The following is a 19,105-nucleotide window of genomic DNA, read 5'->3' on the forward strand; positions in this document are numbered from 1 at the left end:
TGCGACGAAAGCCCCCGGAGAACCGGGGGCTTTCGTGTGTTGTGTGACCCCAGCGGGATTCGAACCCGCGTTACCGCCGTGAGAGGGCAGCGTACTAGGCCGCTATACGATGGGGCCGTCTGGCGGAACGTTTCCGTCCCGCGACAACCGTTCAAGTATGCCACGGCGATTCTTGCTGCGCCAAATCGAGCCGAGGGTGCCGTACGCCCGGGCGTGGCGCACCCGTCATCGGTTTGCCCGCAGACCCCAGAAGGAGTTGACTCATCCCATGCGCGTGACCAAGTTCGAACATGCCACCCTCCGGATCGATCAGAGCGATCAGACACTGGTGATCGATCCCGGCTCCTTCACGACTCCGCTCGACGACCTCAACGGCCTGGTCGGCATCGTGCTCACGCATGAGCACCCCGACCATTGGACGCCGGAACACCTCGACCGCCTCCTGCGCGCTGCCCCCGGCACGCCGATCTTCGCCCCCTCCGGGGTGGCGGCGGCCGCTTCGGGCTATGACATCACGATCGTGTCGCCCGGCCAGACGGTGACGGTGGGCGATTTCACCCTGCGCTTCTTCGGAGGCACCCACGCGATCATCCACTCCTCGATCCCCACGATCGAGAACGTCGGAGTACTCGTGAACGAGGAGTTGTACTACCCCGGCGACTCGTACGCTGTGCCGGAGGGCATCGCGATCGACACTCTGGCCGCCCCGCTCGGCGCCCCCTGGCTGAAGATCGGCGAGGCGATGGACTACGTTCTGGCCGTGAAGCCGCGTCGCGCCTTCGGCACGCACGACATGACGCTCTCTGTCGCCGGAAAGACCATGCACCGGGCACGTCTGCAATGGGCGACGGAGCAGGGCGGCGGCGAGTTCTTCGTGCTCGAACCCGGCGAGTCGCTCGACCTCTGATGAAGGCGGCCAAGCGGCTGCTCCCTCCGCCGACCGACCGGCTCCGATTCCGTGAGATGACATCGGACGACCTCGACCGGATGGCAGCCCTTCTCGGAGACCCCGACGTGATGTCGTACTATCCCGCGCCCAGATCGCGCGAGGAGAGCGCGGACTGGATCGCTCGCATGCAGCGCAGCTACGACCAGCATGGCCATGGGCTCTGGATCATCGAGACGCACGACGGGGAGTTCGTGGGCGACTGCGGGGTGACCTGGCAGTCCTTCAACGACACGCCGGTCCTAGAGGTCGGCTACCACGTGCGTGCGGCACTGCAGCGCCGGGGCTATGCCACCGAGGCCGCGCTGGTGTGCCGCGAGCTGGTGCGTCGCGAGTTCTCCCCCACTCTGCTCACCGCGATCATCCACCCGGCGAACGACGCCTCACGCGGCGTCGCCGAGAAGCTCGGCATGACGCACATCGACGACGACCGCGCACATCCGTGGATCGTGCGCACCGTGATGGGGATGCAGCTCGAAGCCGAGCCCGAGACGTAGCCCCCGGATCAGCCGATCTTCCTCGCGCCGCGCACCCGCAGCTCCCTGGCGAGGTGATCACGCTGCTCGATCACGATGCGGCGGAGTGCCGCCGGCGCCGCGGTGTTCTCCGTGAGCCAGGTGTCGACGAGCGAGAGCGAGTCCGTCGCGGGGAACAACCCGATCACCAGACGCCGCGCGAGCTCGATGCTGCGCGAACTCCATGCCGCACCGATGCGCTCGAAGTACGTCGCGTCGAAGGGCTCGATCAGATCACGTCGGCCGCCGGCGCGGAAGCCCGCGATCTCCGCGTCCAAGTGGTCGTTGCTGAGCGCCAGGTCATCCCAGGCGGCGTCCCAGGCCGCACTCCGCACGAGCGGATCCGGTCGCGATGCCCTCGCCCGCCGTGCCGCCGTGCGCCCGTTCCCCGTGTCGTCGCGCGCCTCCTCCGCCTCGATGTCCTCCGTGGTCGCATGCCCGGTGGTGACGAGCGCGGTGAGCATCTGCCAGCGCAGATCGGGGTCGATCGTGAGTCCGTCGGGTGCCGTGCCGTCGAGCATGACGCGGAGGTCCACGCTGTGGAGGTCGTCGTAGGCCGACGCACCGGCGAGGGCGCGTGCCCAGCTCAGCTGGGCGTCGCTCCCGGCATCCGCTGCCTGCAGCGCCGTCCAGGTCGTCTCCGTCCAGGCACGCTGCTCCTGGGCGCGTCGCTCGTCGACGACGAAGTGACGCACCGCGTATGCGGCGTTCGCGATGACCCCGGCGAGCAGTCCGATGTTGGACTCCGCGGGCGCATGCGTCCGGACGACGGCCACGTAGCGGGAGGCATCGAGCTCGCCGTCACGCGTGGCGTTCCACAGCGACGACCAGACCAGCGCACGTGCCAGCGGATCCTCGACGATCGACAACGACTCCTCGACGGTCCGCAGGGACCGCTCGTCGAGGCGCGCCTTCGCGTACGTCAGGTCGTCGTCGTTCAGGATCACCAGGTCGGCGTCCGGAAGGTCGACGGGAGTCCGCGTCGCGGCGATGTCCAGCGCCACCTGCCCCTGACGCACGATGCGGTCGCCGGTCCGACCGTAGAGACCGATGCGCAGGCGATGCGGACGCGGATCGGTCTGCACCAACTCCACTGTCCCTGACCCGGTCTCCTCCAACGCGAGGGTGGACATGCCGGTGGTCTCGAGCCATGCCTGCGACCAGTCGCTTATGTCGCGACCGGAGACGGCGCTCAGCTGCTCCAGCAGGTCGGCGAGCGTGGTGTTGCCGAACGCGTGCGCGGCAAAGTACCGTCTCGCGCCTTCGAAGAACGCCTCCTCCCCGACGAAGGCGACGAGCTGCTTGAGCACCGCCGCTCCCTTGGCATAGGTGATCCCGTCGAAGTTGAGCTTCGCCGCCTCGAGGTCGGTGATGTCGGCGACGATCGGATGCGTGGTCGGCAGCTGGTCCTGCTGATACGCCCAGGCCTTGCGGTTGGCGGCGAACTTCACCCAGGCATCGGTGAACCGGGTCGCCGCGGCGGAGGCATGCGCCCCCATGTAGTCGGCGAAGGATTCCTTGAGCCACAGATCGTCCCACCACCGCATGGTGACGAGGTCGCCGAACCACATGTGCGCCATCTCGTGGAGGATCGTGTTGGCGCGCGCCGCGCGCTGCGCGTCGGTCGCCGCTCCGCGCGACAGATAGGCCTCGGTGAAGGTCACCAGCCCGGGGTTCTCCATCGCGCCGAGGTTGTACTCGGGCACGAAGATCTGGTCGTACTTGCCCCAGGGGTACGGAGAGGCGAAGGCGTCGGTGAAGAAGTCGAGACCCTGGCGGGTGATCTCGAGGATCTCCTCGGATTCCAGATGCGCGGCGAGCGAGCGCCGCGCGAACACGCCCAGCGCGATCCGCTGAGCACCGCGGGACCATTCCCCGTCGACCCGCACATACGGTCCCGCTGCGACAGCGGTGATGTAGCTCGAGATCGGCAAGGTCGGGGCGAACTCGACGCGCTGGCGAGCATCGTCGTGCTGCGTGCCCACCGCGATCTGATTCGACAGCACCTCCCAGCCGGACGGCGCGTGCACCACGAACGTGTAGGGCGCCTTGATGTCGGGCTGCTCGAAGCACGCCATCACGCGGCGTGAATCGGCCGGCTCGTACTGGGTGTAGAGGTAGGTCTCCCCGTCAGCCGGGTCGACGAAGCGGTGCAGTCCCTCACCGGATCGGCTGTAGGCGCCGACGGCTTCCACCACGACGATGTTGCGGGCGGCCAGTCCGACGAGAGGGATCCGGGCACCGTCATGACGCGGCTCCTGGTCCACACCGTTGAGGGTGATGCGGTCCACGGACTCGCCGATGAAGTCGAGCCAGGTCTCGGACACCGTTGCGTCGAAGTCGATCGTCGTCACGGTCGGGAAACCGCTGTTTCCCGGATCGGGCGCCCCGGTCAGATCGAGTTCGACACGGATGCTGCGCACGGCGACGGCAGCGGATCGCGCAGCCGTCTCCTCGCGGGTGAGATTGGCGGTGTCCATGCATCCATCCTGTCATCCGCGTCGTTCGATCCGGATCTCACCAATGTTGTGGAATGCAACAGCACGGCGTAATGTTGCATATGACAACAGGAGGCGCGCGATGGACATCGAAGAACAACGAGACCGGCACAGCGCGACGGTGCTCCGCTCGCTCGTGGCGATCTCTCGCCGGGGCCTGGCGGACGCACGATTCGACGACACACCACTCTCGGTCACCGACCAGTCCATCGTGATGGCCATCGCCGAGCAGCCGGGGATCCGCTCCATCGACATCGCGCGCATGTTCCGGCTCAACCGGTCGACCGTGTCCCGCCAGCTCGCCTCGCTCACCTCGCTCGGCATCGTCCGCGAGGTCCCCAGCGACTCCGGGCGCGGACGGCCGCTCGAGCTGACGCCCGCAGGGACAGCGGCCTACCGAGGCACACTCGACACCCTGCAGAGGATCATCGATGCGCACCTCGCTCCCTGGACAGACGAAGAGGTCGCCCGGTTCGCACACGACCTCGAGCGATTCGACCACAGCGCCGATCTGCCCTGACCGGGCGCATCGGCGCACCCGCGGAACCCGACCCACAAGGTCACCACAGAAGGAAGAGAAATGAAGAACATCACCGTCCTCGGCACCGGCGTCCTCGGATCGCAGATCGCGTTCCAGACCGCCTTCCACGGCTTCGACGTCGTCGCGTACGACATCGACCAGCCCGCCCTCGGTCACGCCTCCGAGCGCTTCCAGGGCCTCGCCGCGCGTTACGAGGCCGATGGGGTCGCCGGTGCCGCCGACGGCGGTGCGGCAGCCGCGATCCAGCGGATCCGTCTGAGTTCAGATCTGACGGATGCCGTGTCCGCGGCCGACCTCGTGATCGAGGCCGTGCCCGAGAACCTCGAGCTGAAGCAGAGCATCTACCGGACGATCGCCGACGCAGCCCCCGCAGCGACCGTGTTCGCGACGAACTCCTCGACACTGCTCCCGAGCGCTCTGTCCGCGTCCACCGGTCGCCCCGACCGCTTCCTCGCACTGCACTTCGCGAACGAGATCTGGTCGCACAACACCGCCGAGGTCATGGGCACGCCCGCGACCGACCCCGCCGTCTACGAGCAGGTCGTCGCGTTCGCCGGTCAGATCGGGATGGTCCCGATCGAGATCAAGAAGGAGAAGGCGGGCTACCTGCTCAACTCGCTCCTGGTCCCGTTCCTGCAGGCGGCCGGCGAGCTCCTGGTCGACGGCATCGCCGAGCCCGAGGCCATCGACGCCACCTGGCGCATCGGCACCGGGGCCCCTGCCGGTCCGTTCGAGATCTACGACATCGTCGGACTCACCACGGCGTACAACATCTCCCGGATGGGCGACGCGAAGCAGCAGGCCTTCGCCGACCTCATCAAGGAGCGCTACATCGACCAGGGCAAGCTCGGCGTCGCGACCGGAGAAGGCTTCTACACCTACCCGCGCAGCAACTGACCCACGCGACGAAGCGGTCGCCCACCGTACGGTGGCGACCGCTTCGTCGTCTCCCGGCTCAGCGTCGTCGGCGCGGCTTCTCCGCCAGCAATCGACGGATCGCGGTCTCGGGAGCGACCGTCAGATCGAGCGTCGTCCCTCGGGCGTACAGACGGAAGACCCGAGGATCGATGTAGCTCCCGCGGGCGACCGCCGTCGTGTTGCCCAGCGCGGTGGCGGTGGCCTGCACCGCGAGCCGCTCCGCCTTCTTGCGCTCGGCCGTCGTGTCGAGCACGCCGATTCGCGCGAGGGCGTCGGCCGCAAGGATCGTACCGTGCAGAGTGCGGAAGTCCTTCGCCGAGAAGACCCCGCCGGTCACGCGGCGCAGATAGTCGTTCACCTCGGCAGGCGTGATGCGTACGCGGCGCCGCCCCTTCCGATAAGCGAGCAGGAAGGCACGATCGGGGCCGGCGGAGAGCTCCGTGAGGACATCGGCGAGCGGCGCGTCAGAGATCTCGATCGACGCCGTCTGACCGCTCTTCGCCGGGAAGGACAGGGCGACCGTCGACGCGGTGATCTTGACATCGCGTCGACGGAGCGTCGTCAGACCTCGACTCCCGTGCTTGACGAGATAGCGCTCCGACCCCACCCGCAGGGCAGCGTCGTCGAGCAGACGGAACGCGGTCGCGAGCACGCGCTCGCGCGACAGGCTCTCGTCACCGAGTGCGCGGGTCACGCGCGCTCGGGCCCGTGGCAGCCGCTCCGCCAGGTCGAGCGCGCGCCGGAACTTGCTCCGATCGCGGCGCACGCGCCAGAGCGGGTGGTACAGGTACTGGCGGCGACCCGCCTCGTCGGTCCCGACGACCTGGATGTGCGCGAGCGGATCGGCGGCGATCCACACGTCTTCCCACGCCGGCGGGATGACGAGGTCGTGGATGCGTTCCCGATCGGGTTCGGGTGCCGGATGGCCGTCCTGGTCGACGTAGCGGAAGCCCGAACCGGAGCGACGACGACGGTACCCGAGGTCTTCACCGGGCACGACCCGGACGAGCGTCGTCATGTCATCGTCCCGGCGGTCTGCAGGGACGCGGAAGGGCAGGGAAGGACGATCATCGCCCCAGGATGAGGCGCCGCGGGCAGTCCGGAAAGGGGCTGGCTCTCGGCAGGAGGATGGTGCTAGGAGGGGGCGTCGATCTTCGGATCGCGGAACATGGCACGCATATGATCGCTGGTGAGGAAGTCGGCGATGCCGATCATGATGAGGCTGAACATGATCTGCTCCGTGACCATCCACAGCGGATACAGACCGGGGATGGCGGCCATCACGAGCGTGATCACAGGGAAGATCTGCGCGAACAGACGGAGACGGAGATAGGCCCAGCGCCACCCGCGTGCGGCACGCCAGGCGAAGTAGAACAGCGTCGCCGTCATCGCCAGCACGACGACGGTGCGCATCCAGACCGCGAGCGGGACCGACTCGCCTTCTCCGGCCAGCACCACCGCGACGACGACGGCCCCGACTCCGATCAGCAGCTCGACGACCAGCAGCCAGATGATCCAGGTGAACGCCCGACGGGTGCGCGGGTGCGTGCGATTGGCATGGCTGATCTCGACGCCGGCCTGCCTCCCCCCGGCGATGCGGTCGAGGCGGAGCAGAAGCGGTTCGAGGGACATGTTCGGAGCCTATTCCTGCCGACGACGTTCAACCTCACCCATTCGATGGAGTTCCCTCGACGATCGGTGACACGACGGCCACACCGTTCGCAGCCGGCGGTACGACCCGTTCGAGCGCGAGCGCGAGCAGACCGACCGCGAGGCTTCCGACGATCATGACGCCGATGAACCAGGCGTCGAGCCCTGCTCCGAGAAGCAGGCCGGCGACGAGGGGGCCGGTGATCGCTCCCCCTTGGAACGCGGCCGAGTTGATCGCGTTGTATCGTCCCCGCGTGCGATCAGAGGCGAGATCGTTGTAGATCGCCGGGACCGTCGGCTGCAGCATCGTCTCGCCGAACGCGAAGATCCCCATGAACGCCAATACGCCGATCGCCGCGATCAGCGAGTCCGGCAGCAGCCCTGCCGCGCCGAGCACCAACCACGACAGCGCCCAGATCACGGCCATGACCTGCATCACCCGCGTGCGCCGCCTGCCGGTGATGAGCTTCAGCACGGCGAACTGCAGCAGCACGATCACCAGCGTGTTGACCGCGAACGCGAGCCCGACCACCCTCGTCGACACCTCGGCGACCTGGCGCGCGAAGGCGGGGAACCCTGCCTCCATCTGCCCGTACCCGATGAACATCGCCAGGAACGTCAGCAGCGTGAGCCAGAGCACTGCCGGGCGGCGCAGGATCTGCCGATAACCCCCGGCGGAGGTGGCGTCGGTGTCGTCCGAGCCCTCGGAGTGGGTGCGCACATGTCGTAGCGGGCCGAGCAGCAGGGCCAAGGGGATCAGGCTGCTGCCCGCATCGATCAGGAAGACCGTCGTGAACGTGGCGGGGTCGTCGACATTCACGAAGAATCCGCCGATCACTCCGCCGACGCCGATCCCCAAGTTGACGAGAGCGAAGTTGACGCCGAAGTACTGCTGGCGCACCTCGCCGTCGACGACGCTGGCGATCAACGCGTTGAACCCCGGCCACGACACGCCGAAGTTCACCCCGATCAACACCACTGCCACAGCGGCGACGGCCGGGTGCGTCGCGAAGGCCAGGAGCGAGCAGCCGACGATCATCGCCAGCAGACCGACGATCAGCACGCGGTGCGCGCCGTATCGATCGATGAGCGTCCCGCCGGGGCCCGTCACGATCAGGCCGGTGATCGCGATGAGGCTCATCAACGCCCCGGCGATGCCGAGCTCGAAACCGCGCACCTCATGCAGGTAGATGATCGTGAACGGAAGCGTCATGCCACGGCCGAGGGTTTGGATCGCGACGGTCGACAGCAGCCACCGTCCCTCGGTGGGCAGCGCGCTCCAGAACGTCCTCATGCCGATCACCAGAGCAGTCTGACCCAGGCATCCGACATCGTGCGAATCCACGCCGCCCCTGGCATCCGGATTGAGGCGACCCCTTCGGGTCTGAAAGGATCACGAGCATGAGCCTGTCTTTCGAAGAGTTCCGCGAGCGCCTGTCGACACCGGGCGGCGCGGCATCGCTCGGTCTGACCCTGACCGATGCCGAGGGACTGCAGGTGCGTGCGGATGAGCCCGCTTCCCGCAGCTGGTACGACTACTGGACCAGCAGTGCTCTCCCTGTCGTTCCCGACGCGACGACTCACGACATGGCTGCAGCTCCGGCTGTCTCCGAGCCCTCTGCTGCAGCGCACGGCGCCGGCGGACACGACCTCTCTGCGCTGCAGGCCACCCCTGCCGCTTTCCCGGCGCCCGCGCCCGCCGACGGCACTCCCCCTCGCAAGAGCAGAACCGGCCTGTGGGTGCTGCTGTCGGTCCTGGGAGCGCTGGTGCTCATCGCCGTCGTCGTGCTCGTGATCGCGCTCACGACCGCGCGCCACTGGACGAAGGTGGATGTGCCGGAGCAGCCCGAGACCTTTCACAGCGAGGAGTACGAGACCGGACGGTTCGACGTCACGATGGACGACGTCAACCCCTGCTTCGTCGACCAGGCCTGGTCCGACTGCATCGACGCCATGGCTGCCCAGTATGACGCGGTGTGCGCTGACGTCGAGCTCACCGAGCCGGCGACGAGCGTGTGCACCGAATACCTCGCGGCGATCGACGACATGAGGTCGCAGGGTACCGACGGCGTCGTGGCGAGTCTCGGCAGCTTCGGGAAGCTGTCGCGCACAGCCGAGCTCGCGACCCGGCAGGTGTCGAACGAGGACTACCGGCCTGCCGAGACGCATGAGGCGGTCTGCTACCTCGGATTCCTCGGAGAGTGCCGGTAGCCCTCTCTCATCGGCGCATCAGGCCTCGCTGAGGTCGGGCTCCGGCGTGCGACCCGTCGCGACCGACGTCGGCACCTCGCCCGGCCGGTAGCGCGGCAGACGGCCGGCCGGAACGATCGCCAGCGCGCTCACACCCGCGAGGATCAGCAGGCCGATCTTGAGAGCGCTCAACCGTGCGTCCTCGTTCACGGCGACAGCGGCGTCGATCTGCGCGGGCGTCGCATCCGTCTGCTCGAGCACGTCCTTCAGACGGTCGTTGCTGACGAAGTTGGTGCGGTCGAGATCGACCTGTGCGACCAGCTCGGGCGGAAGTTCCGGGTGATCAGCGAGGGAGGCCACCACATTCACGCTGAGGATGCCCACCAGCAGCGCCCCGGCGACCGCCGTGCCCACCGCGGAGGCGAGATTCTGCGTGGTACCGCGGACCGATCCGACGTCTCCCGCGAGCGACTTGGGCGACGCCGTCACCAGCACGTTGAAGACCAGGGTGACGAGAGCACCCTGCCCCACACCGAACACGAAGAGCCCCAGGATGGTGGGGAAGGTCTCCCAGTTGTTGTTCACGACGAAAGCGAGCCAGACCAGGGCCACCGTGGTGAGGCTGAACGAGAACACGCCGATCGTGCGCGGAGAGAACCGTCGATAGAACCGCACGACCAGCATCGCGGTGAAGAACACCGTGAGGTTGAACGGCAGCATCGCCAGCGAGGTGTCGAAGGGAGTACGGCCCTGCACGATCTGGATGTAGAGCGGGATGCTGAAGTTGAGCGCGGCTTCCAGTCCGACGACGATGAACATCGCGTACACGGCGGCGCGCTCGCGCGAGGAGCCGAACACCGACAGGCTCACGAGCGGGACCTTGCCCGCTTTGGTGCGCCGACGGGTCCAGAGGAAGAACAGCTGCACCAGCACCAGACCGATCACCACCAGGACCGGGGCGGGTGACAACCCGAGCACATCGAACGGGGCGTCCGCACCGGCGGTCAGAAGACCCCACCGGTTCAGGTTGTTCACGCCCAGGGTGAGCGACACGATTCCCGCGCCGATCAGGAGCGCCGCGACGACGTCGATCTTGATCTCGGGGTTCCCCGGCTCTCCCCGCAGCCGGAAGCTGAGGAGGAACACCGCGACCGCGAGGATCAGCACGACGATGAAGACCTGCCGCCATCCCACCAGGGTGGCGAGCGTGCCCCCGATCAGGAACGCGCTGACGCCGGCGAGGGCACGCGCAGAGCCGAGCGAGCCGATCGCTGTCGCCTGCTGCGCGCCGCGGTAGTTCTCGGCGATGAGTGCGACGAGCGAGGGAACGATGATTGCCGCAGAGGCACCCGCGAGAGCCTGTGCGAGGATCACGAACTCGACGGAGGGCGCCGAGATCATCAGGATCGCCGACACCGCGAAGACGGCCACGACGACCCGGAACACGATCACCCATCCGACGCGCTGGCCGATCTTCGCTCCGACCATCACCAGCGCGGCGACGACCAGGCCATAGGTGACGATCGCCGTGCTGATGTCCGTAGGCGGCACACCGAACGTCTCGACCATCCCGCCCAGCGATACCGGGAGCGCCGACACGTTGTACGACATCAGGATCTGCGCGAGGAAGAGTCCGATCATCGGCACCCAGGATGCGCGCACCTCCTCCGCGAGCGGCGCGGACCCGGGGCCGGGGCCGGTGGATGATGCAGAGCTCATGCGTCGGTTCCTCTCGTGAAGTGCGAATCGGAGGCGAAGATGTTGAGGCCCAGCGAGCGGGCGAGGAACGCCGTGGCGATCTGTCCACGCACGCTGTTGCCGGCGCTGTCGAGCGGCGGCGCGTAGGTGCCGATCCCGACCTTGCCGGGGGCGACGGTGACGAGGCCGCCGGCGACGCCGGACTTCCCGGGAAGGCCGATCTCGAACAGCCACTCCCCCGAGCGCTCGTACAGACCACTCGCGGAGAGCACGGCCAGAGTGTCGCGGCAGACATCGGCCGATACGACACGTTCCCCCGTCACCGGGTTCACTCCGCCATCCGCGAGCGTGGCGCCCATCACGGCCAGGTCTCTGGCATCGACGAGCAGCGAGCACTGCCGGGTGTAGACGTCGACGACGGCGTCGGGATCGGTGGTGATGCGCCCGTAACTCTGCAGCAGAGTGGCGATCGCACGGTTGCGATGGTTCGTCTCGGACTCGGAGCGGTACACCTCCTCGTCGACCTGCAGCTCTCTGCCGGCGAAACGGGAAAGCCCTGCGCGGATCGCTTCCCATTTGTCTTCGGCATCACCCGGCAGGAGCGCCGTGGTGGCGATCGCTCCCGCGTTCACCATCGGGTTCATGGGGTGACCGTCGTTGAGCTCGATCGCGACGACCGAGTTGAAGGCGAGTCCCGTGTTGTTCACACCCACGACGTCGAAGGCCTTCTCATGACCCACCTGCTCGCTGAGCAGCGCGTACACGAATGCCTTGGAGATCGATTGGATCGAGAACGGGATGCGGGTGTCGCCGATCTCGTGGAGTCCCCCGCGCACATCCGTGACGCACACGCCGAACGCCGTGGCATCCGCTTGCGCGAGCACCGGGATGTAGTCGGCGACCGCACCCTCGTCGTGACGCTGCGCGCGCGCATATGCCGCGGCGAGCACCTCGTCGAGCCGGCTGTCCGGCGGCACGACTCCGGTCGCCACCTCTTGGCCGATATCCGCGACATCCAGTTCGTTCGCCCGCATGATGCTCAGCGTAGAGCCTGGGGAAGCGACAGGCGGGTGTGTGTCCGACCATGTGCGGCACGTAGAGGCTCCTCCGCCCCGCACGTAGAGGCTCCTCCGCCCCGCAGGAGCGAGAGAACGTTCGCCACCGACGACAAAACCCCCGCCTGAGCGGGGGTTTTCATCTTGCTGGGGTACCTGGACTCGAACCAAGAATAACGGAACCAGAAACCGTCGTGTTGCCAATTACACCATACCCCAAGGGCGAAACCGGAGCCTCGCACCGAGAGTCAAGCTTACCCGACCGATCGCCGCGCACCAAATGGAGCGCGTCTTCCGCACCCCGGGCGTGGCGGATCCGGAATCGAGACGTCAGAGGAGGAGGACCGCCAGGCGATCCCCCTCCTCCGAGACGACTCTGCGACGTGCGTCAGCCGGCGAGCGTCGCCGACAGCGCCCGCAGGCGGCGCAGCGACTCGTCCTTGCCGAGCAGTTCCATCGACTCGAAGAGCGGCGGAGAGATACGTCGTCCCGTGATGGCGACGCGCGGCGGGCCGTAGGCGATACGCGGCTTGAGCTCGAGCTTCTCGACCAGCGCCTCGGCCAAGGCCTCCTGGACCTTCTCCGGGGTGAACTCGGTCACCGGCTCGAGAGCGGCGACGCAGGCGTCGAGCACGTCAGCCGCGTTGGCCGGCAGACCCTTCAGGGCATCCGCGTCGTAGGACACGTCGTCCGTGAAGAGGAATCCGACCATGCCCGGAACCTCGCCCAGCAGCTGCACGCGCTCCTGCACCAGAGGGGCGACTCGGAACGCCTGCACCAGCTGCTCGTGCGTCGGCTCGTCGAACAGACCGGCGGCCGCGAGATACGGGATCGTGCGCTCGGCGAAGTCCTTGCCGTCGAGCATGCGGATGTGGTCGCCGTTGATCGACTCGGCCTTCTTCTGATCGAAGCGAGCCGGGTTCGGGTTGACGTTGACGATGTCGAACGCCGCGGTGAACTCGTCGAGCGTGAACACGTCGCGGTCGGGGCCGATGGACCAGCCCAGCAGTGCCAGGTAGTTCAGGAGCCCCTCAGGGATGAACCCACGGTCGCGGTGCAGGAAGAGGTCGGCCTGCGGGTCGCGCTTGGAGAGCTTCTTGTTGCCGGTCTCGCCGAGCACGAGCGGCATATGCGCGAATCGCGGCACGAAGGTCGTGACATCCGCATCGATCAGCGCCGCGTACAGAGCGAGCTGACGCGCGGTCGACGGCATCAGATCCTCGCCGCGCAGCACATGCGTGATGCCCATGAGCGCGTCGTCGACGGGGTTCACGAACGTGTACAGCGGCACACCGTTCGGGCGCACCACCACGAAATCGGGGAAGGATCCGGCGGGGAAGGTCACCTCGCCGCGGATGAGGTCTTCATACGTCAGGTCCTCGTCCGGCACGCGCAGTCGCAGAGCAGGCTGACGTCCCTCCGCACGGAACGCCGCCTTCTGCTCTTCGGTCAGATCGCGGTCGAAGTTGTCGTAGCCGAGCTGCTTGGCGCGGCCGTTCGCCTCGTTGCGTGCATCGATCTCGTCGGCGTTGGAGTAGCTCTCGTAGAGCGCGCCGGAGGCGACGAGCTTGTCGATCACGCCGCGGTAGATGTCGTGACGCTCCGACTGCCGGTACGGTGCGTGCGGGCCTCCGACCTCGACACCTTCGTCCCAGTCGATCTTCAGCCAGGTCAGCGCGTCGACGAGCTGGCGGAAGCTCTCCTCGCTGTCGCGCGCGGCATCGGTGTCTTCGATGCGGAAGATGAGCTTGCCGCCGTTGTGGCGGGCATAGGCCCAGTTGTAGAGGGCCGTGCGCACCATGCCGACGTGCGGCAGGCCTGTCGGCGAGGGGCAGAAGCGGACGCGGACGTCGGCACCGCTGGCGGTCGTGGTGAGGGGGTGAGGAGTAGCCATATCCCTTCGATTCTAGAGCGCGCGACCCACCGCCACCGCTGCGGTGTGCTCCAGAAGAACCAGTCCCTCCACGGCGTGCTCGGCACAGACCTCATCGAATGCCCCTCGGAACTGCGCCCTGTCCTCCCGTCCGAGCCCTCGATAGAGCATTCCCGCCGACGCCACCCCTCCTTCCGCCGATGCCCAGAGAACAGAGGGCACGGCGCGCCAGGTCCACGACAGTTCCTCGACGCGTGCGCCCTGCCACCCGCCATCGGCCAGCATCGCCGCGAAACCCTCGCTGGTGCGTGCGAAGTCCTTGTCGGCGGGAAGCCTCTCCCCCGACGACGCGACGATGCCCGCCCTGGCGACGATGTCCATCCAGAACCAGGACGGCGATCGCACCCAGATGCTGGCGGCGAGCGGTGCGCCCGACACGGCGATGCGCGCGATCTCCCGCGCGGACGCTCTCGGATCGGGCACGTGATTGAGCACGAAGTTCGCCGTCACCGCCTCGAAGGCAGCGCTGGTGAAAGGGAGTTCCGGAAGGGCGCCGGCGACGACGCGAATCCGCGGATGCTGGCGTTCCGAGACCGCGCGCATCGTGGGCTCCGGCTCGCACCCGGTCACGTCCCACCGTGCCCGTCGGAAGCGATCGGCGAGCTCACCGGTACCCGATCCGATGTCCAGCAGTCGACGTCCACCCGGAGCCCCGAGCGCGCTCAGGAGCGCGTCGCCGGTGCCGGCGCAGAGCGACGCATAAGAGGCGGCATACGCCTCACCGACGCCAGCCCAGGGCTTCACGAGCGCGGCGACCTGGCGAGCGGCGAGAGCGCCACGATCGCGATGACGAGCACGGAGGCGGCGATGCCCAGGCCCGCGTACTGGAAGTTCGACAGCACGACCCCGGCGAGTACCGCGCCCGCCGCCGCGCACAGGCTCATCAGCGAGTCGCTGCGCCCCTGACGACGCGTCCGCAGCGCGGGTGCCGATGCCTCGGTCAACAGCGCCGCCCCGGCGACCGTCGCCGCGCTCCAGCCCAGTCCGAGCAGGATCAGCGCCGACATCACACCCCAGGGCTGGTCGTTCGCGAAGATCGCGAAGAGCAGCGACGCCGCCGAGAGCGCCTGTCCGAGCAGCACCACGCGCAGCTTGCCCCAGCGATCCGCGAGGATGCCGAACACCGGCGACAGCGCGTACATCCCGGCGACGTGCAGCGCGATCGTCACACCGACGAGCTGCGAGACGTCGGCCGGGGTCGCCTCCATCCCGTGCGCGCCGTGCGCCATGTGCGAGAGGTGAACGGGCGTCATGGCCATCACCGAAGCCATCACGACGTGCGAGGCCGCGACCGCGAAGATCGCATATCGCGCCACGACAGGACGATCCGCGACCGTCTCTCCCACTGCTGCGGCCGCGGTGCGTGCGAGTCGTTGCGCCGACAGGAGCGGGTCGGGACGCAGAGCGAGCACGTAGAGCAGGAGCGCCGCGCACTGCGCCACGAAGGAGAACACGTACGATCCGGTCTGCGGCGGCATGCCCAGCGCCTGACCGACGACCTCGCCGGGAGCCAGCAGCAGCGGACCGGCGACACCACCGATCGTGGTCGCCCAGACCACGATCGAGAGGTCCCGTCCACGATGCACCGGAGCGGCGAGGTCGGTCGCCGCGAAGCGCGACTGCAGATTGCCTGCATTGCCCGCACCGATCATCAGGATGCCGGCGAGCAGGAGCGGGAAGATGCGCAGCGCTGCAGCGAGGATCACGACCGCGATCCCCACCAGGGCGAAGAGGTTGCCGAGAGTCAGAGCCCGGCGGCGTCCGACCTTCGCCGCGAGGCGGGCGAGAGGGATCGCGCACAGTGCCGCGCCGAGCGTCACGGATGCCGTTGCCAGACCGGACAGCGCATCGCTCCCGGAGATGTCGGCGGCCAGCAGCGCGCCGAGAGAGACGGTCGCGCCGAAGGCGATGCCACCGAGCACCTGACCGAGCGAGAGGACCAGGACGGTGCGCCGCTGGACGACCGCCTGCTCGGTCGCCGTCAGCGCCGCCGAGGTCATGACGGACGCGGTGCGTCGCGCACGACGTTGCGCAGGATTCCCAGTCCGGTGATCTCGACCTCGACGGTGTCGCCCGCGTCGAAGGTGCCCACACCCGCCGGAGTCCCGGTGAGGATGACGTCGCCGGGGAGCAGGGTGAACACGGCGGACGCGTACTCGATGATCGCCGGTACGGAGTGGATCATGTCGGTCAGCGGTGCCTGCTGGCGGACCTCGCCGTTCACGCGGGTCTCGACGCTCGCCGTCGTCAGATCGAAGTCCGTCTCGATCACGGGGCCGAGCGGGCAGAACGTGTCGAAGCCCTTCGCGCGCGACCACTGCCCGTCCTTGCGCTGCAGATCACGCGCCGTGACGTCGTTGCCGATCGTGTATCCCAGTACGTAGTCGAGGGCGTCGGCCGCCTTGACGTTCTTCGCGATCTTGCCGATCACGACCGCGAGCTCGCCTTCGTACTCGGTGCGCTCGGACAGCGCGGGGCGCACGATGGCATCACCCGGGCCGATCACCGAGGTGTTCGGCTTCAGGAACAGCAGCGGCTCCTCGGGCGCCACTCCCCCCATCTCGGCGGCGTGATCGTGATAGTTCTTGCCGACGCAGACGACCTTGGACCGCGGGATCACCGGAGCGAGCAGTGCCGCATCGGCGAGGGGTACACGGTCGCCCGTCGTCTCGTATCCTGCGAACAGGGGGTCCCCGGCGAGCACGACGAGGTCGCTCCCGTCGATGATTCCGTACATGATGGCGTCGTCGTGACTGAACCGGGCGATCTTCATCCGTCCAGCCTATCCAGACCGCGCGCCCTCGATACCCTTCTGCCGCGACGAGACCCCGCCCTGCAGACGACAGCAGGACGGGGTCTCGTCGGTGAAGCGGGGTCTCGGCATCACGCCGAGAGGATCAGGCGTCGAGGCGGAGGAGCCAGCCGTGCTTGTCCTCGCGGCGACCGTATTGGATGTCGGTCAGTTCCTCTCGCAGCGAGAGGGCGAGTTCGCCCAGCGGCTGCGGCTCGTCGAACCCGTCGCCCACGAGAGCGCCGATCGGGGTGACGACCGCGGCGGTGCCGCAGGCGAACACCTCCACGATGTCGCCCGAGGCGACACCGGAACGCCACTCATCGATCGAGATCGGTCGCTTCTCCACCGTGTATCCGCGATCCGCGGCGAGCTGCAGCAGCGAGTCGCGCGTGATGCCCTCCAGGATGCTGTCCGATTCGGGGGTGACCACACGGCCTTCCTTGAAGACGAAGACGACGTTCATGCCGCCGAGCTCCTCGACGTAGCGGTTCTCGTTCAGGAACACGACCTGGTCGCAGCCCTTCGCGCTCGCCTCGCTCTGTGCGAGCAGGCTCGACGCGTAGTTGCCGCCGGTCTTCGCCTTCCCCGTACCGCCCTTGCCCGCGCGGGCGTAGTCCTCGGACAGCCAGATGCGCACCGGCTTCACGCCGCCGGAGAAGTAGGCACCGGCGGGGCTGGCGATCACGTAGTACGCGACCTTCTGCGCCGCGCGGACGCCGAGGAACGCCTCCTTGGCGAACATGAACGGGCGCAGGTACAGGCTCTGGTCGGCTCCGGACGGAACCCAGCGTCCGTCGACGGCGACCAGTTCGCGCAAGGACTGGATGAAGTACTCGGTCGGCAGCTCCGGCAGCGCCAGACGTCGGGCGCTGGCCTGGAGGCGCGCGGCGTTGCGATCGGGACGGAACGTGTGGATCGAGCCGTCCTCGTGACGGTAGGCCTTGATGCCCTCGAAGATCTCCTGCGCGTAGTGCAGCACAGACGCGGCCGGGTCGAGCGGGATCGGGCCGTAGGGCTGCACCCGCGGACGATGCCATCCGCCCTTCCCGGACCAGCAGATGTCGACCATGTGATCGGTGAACACGACGCCGAAGCCCGGGTTCTCGAGCACCTCGGCGACCCGCGCGGGCGTCGCGGCTGCAAGGTTCTTGGTCACAGCGAAATCGAGCGGCGCCACGGCCGTCTCAGCGTCGATGGTCGTCATAGTCGTCTTCCATTCCTCGTGGGTGGGCGCATCGTCGCGCCGTCTCAGCCTACGCCTGCCGATCAGAGGCGGGCAGTGATCGCGGAGCCGATCTCCGCGGTGGAGCGGGCACCTGTCCGGCCCGCGATGTCGGCCTCGACGGCGTCGCTGACGCGCGCCGCCTCGGCCGGGAATCCGAGGTGGTCCAGCAGCAGCGCGATCGAGAGGATCGCCGCCGTCGGGTCCGCCTTCTGCTGCCCCGCGATGTCGGGGGCCGAGCCGTGGACCGGCTCGAACATCGAGGGGAAGGTGCCGTCCGGATTGATGTTCCCGGATGCGGCCAGTCCGATGCCGCCCGTGACGGCACCGGCGAGGTCGGTCAGGATGTCGCCGAAGAGGTTGTCGGTGACGATCACGTCGAACCGCGCGGGATCGGTGACGAGGAAGATCGTCGCCGCATCCACGTGCAGGTAGTCGACCGCGACCTCGGGGTGCTCCGTGGCCACCTCATCGACGACGCGCTTCCAGATCGCGCCGGCATGCACGAGCACGTTGGTCTTGTGCACCAGCGTCAGCTTCTGGCGGCGGCGCGCGGCAAGCTGGAACGCGTGGCGCACGACGCGCTCCACGCCGAAGGCCGTGTTCACAGAGGTCTCGTTGGCGACCTCCTGGGGCGTTCCCACGCGGATCGCACCGCCGTTGCCGACGTACGGGCCCTCGGTACCCTCGCGCACGACGACGAAGTCGATCTCACCGGGGTTCGCGAGCGGACCCGGCGCGCCGACGAACAGCTTCGAGGGACGCAGGTTCACGTAGTGATCCAGCGTGAACCGCAGCTTCAGCAGCAGACCGCGCTCGATGTTGGCGTCCTTCAGGCGGGGGTCGCCTGGCGTTCCGCCGACGGCTCCGAGGAGGATCGCATCCTGGGCCGTGATGGCGGCGAGGTCGTCATCGGTGAGCGTGTCGCCGGTCTCGAGGAAGCGCCCGGCGCCGAGCGAGAAGCGCGTCTTCTCGAAACGGACATCGCTGTCGGCGGTGACCGCGTCGAGCACCTTCTCCGCCTCAGCGATGACCTCGGGGCCGATCCCGTCTCCGGGGATGACGGCCAGCTTCACGACACGCGACATGACTCTCCTTGCACCGGGATGAACCGACCCGCGTCCATGAGAGGTCGTCAGGGCCGG

17 protein-coding genes and 2 tRNA genes are annotated in these 19,105 nt (G+C 68.0%); 5 read left to right on the top strand and 14 right to left on the bottom strand.

Annotated elements, in window-relative coordinates; translation table 11 throughout:
- Positions 1–44: 44 nt before the first annotated feature.
- A tRNA-Glu gene (locus FB560_RS09940) sits at positions 45–117 on the bottom strand.
- A gap of 151 nt (positions 118–268) precedes the next feature.
- Between FB560_RS09940 and FB560_RS09945 the strand changes: the two genes are divergently transcribed.
- Together FB560_RS09945 and FB560_RS09950 are read left to right on the top strand one after the other, a co-directional pair.
- Positions 269–907 (top strand): MBL fold metallo-hydrolase, encoded by a 639-nt coding sequence (locus FB560_RS09945; RefSeq protein WP_141872210.1) that lies wholly within the window; start codon positions 269–271, stop codon positions 905–907.
- The gene (locus FB560_RS09950) at positions 907–1,443 is read left to right on the top strand and encodes a GNAT family N-acetyltransferase (RefSeq protein WP_325058550.1); all 537 of its coding nucleotides are present in this window, start codon (positions 907–909) and stop codon (positions 1,441–1,443) included. The genes FB560_RS09945 and FB560_RS09950 overlap by 1 nt, the downstream gene beginning before the upstream one ends.
- Before the next feature lie 8 nt (positions 1,444–1,451).
- Here the strand turns inward: FB560_RS09950 and pepN are convergent, their stop codons facing one another.
- The gene (pepN, locus tag FB560_RS09955) at positions 1,452–3,941 is read right to left on the bottom strand and encodes an aminopeptidase N (protein ID WP_141872211.1); all 2,490 of its coding nucleotides are present in this window, start codon (positions 3,939–3,941) and stop codon (positions 1,452–1,454) included.
- Positions 3,942–4,041: 100 nt separating this feature from the next.
- Here pepN and FB560_RS09960 point away from each other — a divergent pair, with 100 nt between their 5' ends.
- On the top strand, positions 4,042–4,479 hold the full coding sequence (locus FB560_RS09960; protein WP_170198100.1) for a MarR family winged helix-turn-helix transcriptional regulator: 438 nt from the start codon (positions 4,042–4,044) through the stop codon (positions 4,477–4,479).
- Between the two features lie 60 nt (positions 4,480–4,539).
- On the top strand, positions 4,540–5,397 hold the full coding sequence (locus FB560_RS09965; RefSeq protein WP_141872213.1) for a 3-hydroxyacyl-CoA dehydrogenase: 858 nt from the start codon (positions 4,540–4,542) through the stop codon (positions 5,395–5,397).
- Positions 5,398–5,455: 58 nt separating this feature from the next.
- On the opposite strand, the gene FB560_RS09970 is transcribed toward FB560_RS09965, so the two are convergent.
- The 3 genes from FB560_RS09970 to FB560_RS09980 all read right to left on the bottom strand — a co-directional run bounded on the left by FB560_RS09970 (position 5,456) and on the right by FB560_RS09980 (position 8,362).
- On the bottom strand, positions 5,456–6,436 hold the full coding sequence (locus FB560_RS09970; RefSeq protein ID WP_141872214.1) for a DNA topoisomerase IB: 981 nt from the start codon (positions 6,434–6,436) through the stop codon (positions 5,456–5,458).
- A 116-nt stretch (positions 6,437–6,552) separates the two neighbouring features.
- Complete coding sequence (locus FB560_RS09975; RefSeq protein ID WP_141872215.1) at positions 6,553–7,050, bottom strand: hypothetical protein; 498 nt, start codon at positions 7,048–7,050, stop codon at positions 6,553–6,555.
- A 34-nt stretch (positions 7,051–7,084) separates the two neighbouring features.
- A complete protein-coding gene (locus tag FB560_RS09980) occupies positions 7,085–8,362 on the bottom strand; it encodes an MFS transporter (protein ID WP_141873203.1) in 1,278 nt (425 codons plus the stop codon).
- 107 nt (positions 8,363–8,469) lie between these two features.
- Here FB560_RS09980 and FB560_RS09985 point away from each other — a divergent pair, with 107 nt between their 5' ends.
- Positions 8,470–9,279: a hypothetical protein gene (locus FB560_RS09985; RefSeq protein ID WP_141872216.1), complete on the top strand. Its 810-nt coding sequence runs from the start codon at positions 8,470–8,472 to the stop codon at positions 9,277–9,279.
- 18 nt (positions 9,280–9,297) lie between these two features.
- Here FB560_RS09985 and FB560_RS09990 read toward each other — a convergent pair whose 3' ends face one another.
- From FB560_RS09990 to FB560_RS10030, 9 genes are all read right to left on the bottom strand, one after another.
- On the bottom strand, positions 9,298–10,977 hold the full coding sequence (locus FB560_RS09990; RefSeq protein WP_229673139.1) for an MFS transporter: 1,680 nt from the start codon (positions 10,975–10,977) through the stop codon (positions 9,298–9,300).
- Positions 10,974–11,990, bottom strand: coding sequence for a glutaminase A (gene glsA / locus FB560_RS09995; protein WP_141872217.1), 1,017 nt, complete (start codon positions 11,988–11,990; stop codon positions 10,974–10,976). Before glsA ends, FB560_RS09990 begins: the two co-directional genes overlap by 4 nt.
- 168 nt (positions 11,991–12,158) lie before the next feature.
- Positions 12,159–12,230: transfer RNA gene (locus tag FB560_RS10000), tRNA-Gln, on the bottom strand.
- A 169-nt stretch (positions 12,231–12,399) separates the two neighbouring features.
- Entirely contained in the window at positions 12,400–13,905 is a 1,506-nt protein-coding gene (gltX, locus tag FB560_RS10005; RefSeq protein WP_141872218.1) for a glutamate--tRNA ligase, read from the bottom strand.
- A gap of 12 nt (positions 13,906–13,917) precedes the next feature.
- Entirely contained in the window at positions 13,918–14,688 is a 771-nt protein-coding gene (locus FB560_RS10010) for a class I SAM-dependent methyltransferase (RefSeq protein ID WP_141872219.1), read from the bottom strand.
- Positions 14,685–15,944, bottom strand: coding sequence for an MFS transporter (locus FB560_RS10015; protein WP_141872220.1), 1,260 nt, complete (start codon positions 15,942–15,944; stop codon positions 14,685–14,687). Before FB560_RS10015 ends, FB560_RS10010 begins: the two co-directional genes overlap by 4 nt.
- Entirely contained in the window at positions 15,941–16,717 is a 777-nt protein-coding gene (locus FB560_RS10020) for a fumarylacetoacetate hydrolase family protein (RefSeq protein WP_141872221.1), read from the bottom strand. The genes FB560_RS10015 and FB560_RS10020 overlap by 4 nt, the downstream gene beginning before the upstream one ends.
- A 124-nt stretch (positions 16,718–16,841) precedes the next feature.
- Positions 16,842–17,942 carry a branched-chain amino acid aminotransferase gene (locus FB560_RS10025; RefSeq protein WP_141872222.1) on the bottom strand — a complete coding sequence of 367 codons (1,101 nt, stop codon included), beginning with the start codon at positions 17,940–17,942 and terminating at the stop codon, positions 16,842–16,844.
- 62 nt (positions 17,943–18,004) lie between these two features.
- Positions 18,005–19,048: a 3-isopropylmalate dehydrogenase gene (locus FB560_RS10030; protein WP_141872223.1), complete on the bottom strand. Its 1,044-nt coding sequence runs from the start codon at positions 19,046–19,048 to the stop codon at positions 18,005–18,007.
- Positions 19,049–19,105 lie beyond the last annotated feature (57 nt).

The sequence above is a fragment of the Microbacterium saperdae genome, from assembly GCF_006716345.1.
GTDB classification, from domain to species: domain Bacteria; phylum Actinomycetota; class Actinomycetes; order Actinomycetales; family Microbacteriaceae; genus Microbacterium; species Microbacterium saperdae.

Coding starts and splice junctions, on each gene's coding strand:
- FB560_RS10015 (WP_141872220.1), bottom strand. CDS start 15,944: ATGACCTCGGCGGCGCTGACGGCGACCGAGCAGGCGGTCGTCCAGCGG.
- glsA (WP_141872217.1), bottom strand. CDS start 11,990: ATGCGGGCGAACGAACTGGATGTCGCGGATATCGGCCAAGAGGTGGCG.
- FB560_RS10020 (WP_141872221.1), bottom strand. CDS start 16,717: ATGAAGATCGCCCGGTTCAGTCACGACGACGCCATCATGTACGGAATC.
- FB560_RS09960 (WP_170198100.1), top strand. CDS start 4,042: ATGGACATCGAAGAACAACGAGACCGGCACAGCGCGACGGTGCTCCGC.
- FB560_RS10030 (WP_141872223.1), bottom strand. CDS start 19,048: ATGTCGCGTGTCGTGAAGCTGGCCGTCATCCCCGGAGACGGGATCGGC.
- FB560_RS09965 (WP_141872213.1), top strand. CDS start 4,540: ATGAAGAACATCACCGTCCTCGGCACCGGCGTCCTCGGATCGCAGATC.
- FB560_RS09970 (WP_141872214.1), bottom strand. CDS start 6,436: ATGACGACGCTCGTCCGGGTCGTGCCCGGTGAAGACCTCGGGTACCGT.
- FB560_RS09990 (WP_229673139.1), bottom strand. CDS start 10,977: ATGAGCTCTGCATCATCCACCGGCCCCGGCCCCGGGTCCGCGCCGCTC.
- FB560_RS09985 (WP_141872216.1), top strand. CDS start 8,470: ATGAGCCTGTCTTTCGAAGAGTTCCGCGAGCGCCTGTCGACACCGGGC.
- FB560_RS09945 (WP_141872210.1), top strand. CDS start 269: ATGCGCGTGACCAAGTTCGAACATGCCACCCTCCGGATCGATCAGAGC.
- pepN (WP_141872211.1), bottom strand. CDS start 3,941: ATGGACACCGCCAATCTCACCCGCGAGGAGACGGCTGCGCGATCCGCT.
- FB560_RS09975 (WP_141872215.1), bottom strand. CDS start 7,050: ATGTCCCTCGAACCGCTTCTGCTCCGCCTCGACCGCATCGCCGGGGGG.
- gltX (WP_141872218.1), bottom strand. CDS start 13,905: ATGGCTACTCCTCACCCCCTCACCACGACCGCCAGCGGTGCCGACGTC.
- FB560_RS10025 (WP_141872222.1), bottom strand. CDS start 17,942: ATGACGACCATCGACGCTGAGACGGCCGTGGCGCCGCTCGATTTCGCT.
- FB560_RS09980 (WP_141873203.1), bottom strand. CDS start 8,362: ATGAGGACGTTCTGGAGCGCGCTGCCCACCGAGGGACGGTGGCTGCTG.
- FB560_RS09950 (WP_325058550.1), top strand. CDS start 907: ATGAAGGCGGCCAAGCGGCTGCTCCCTCCGCCGACCGACCGGCTCCGA.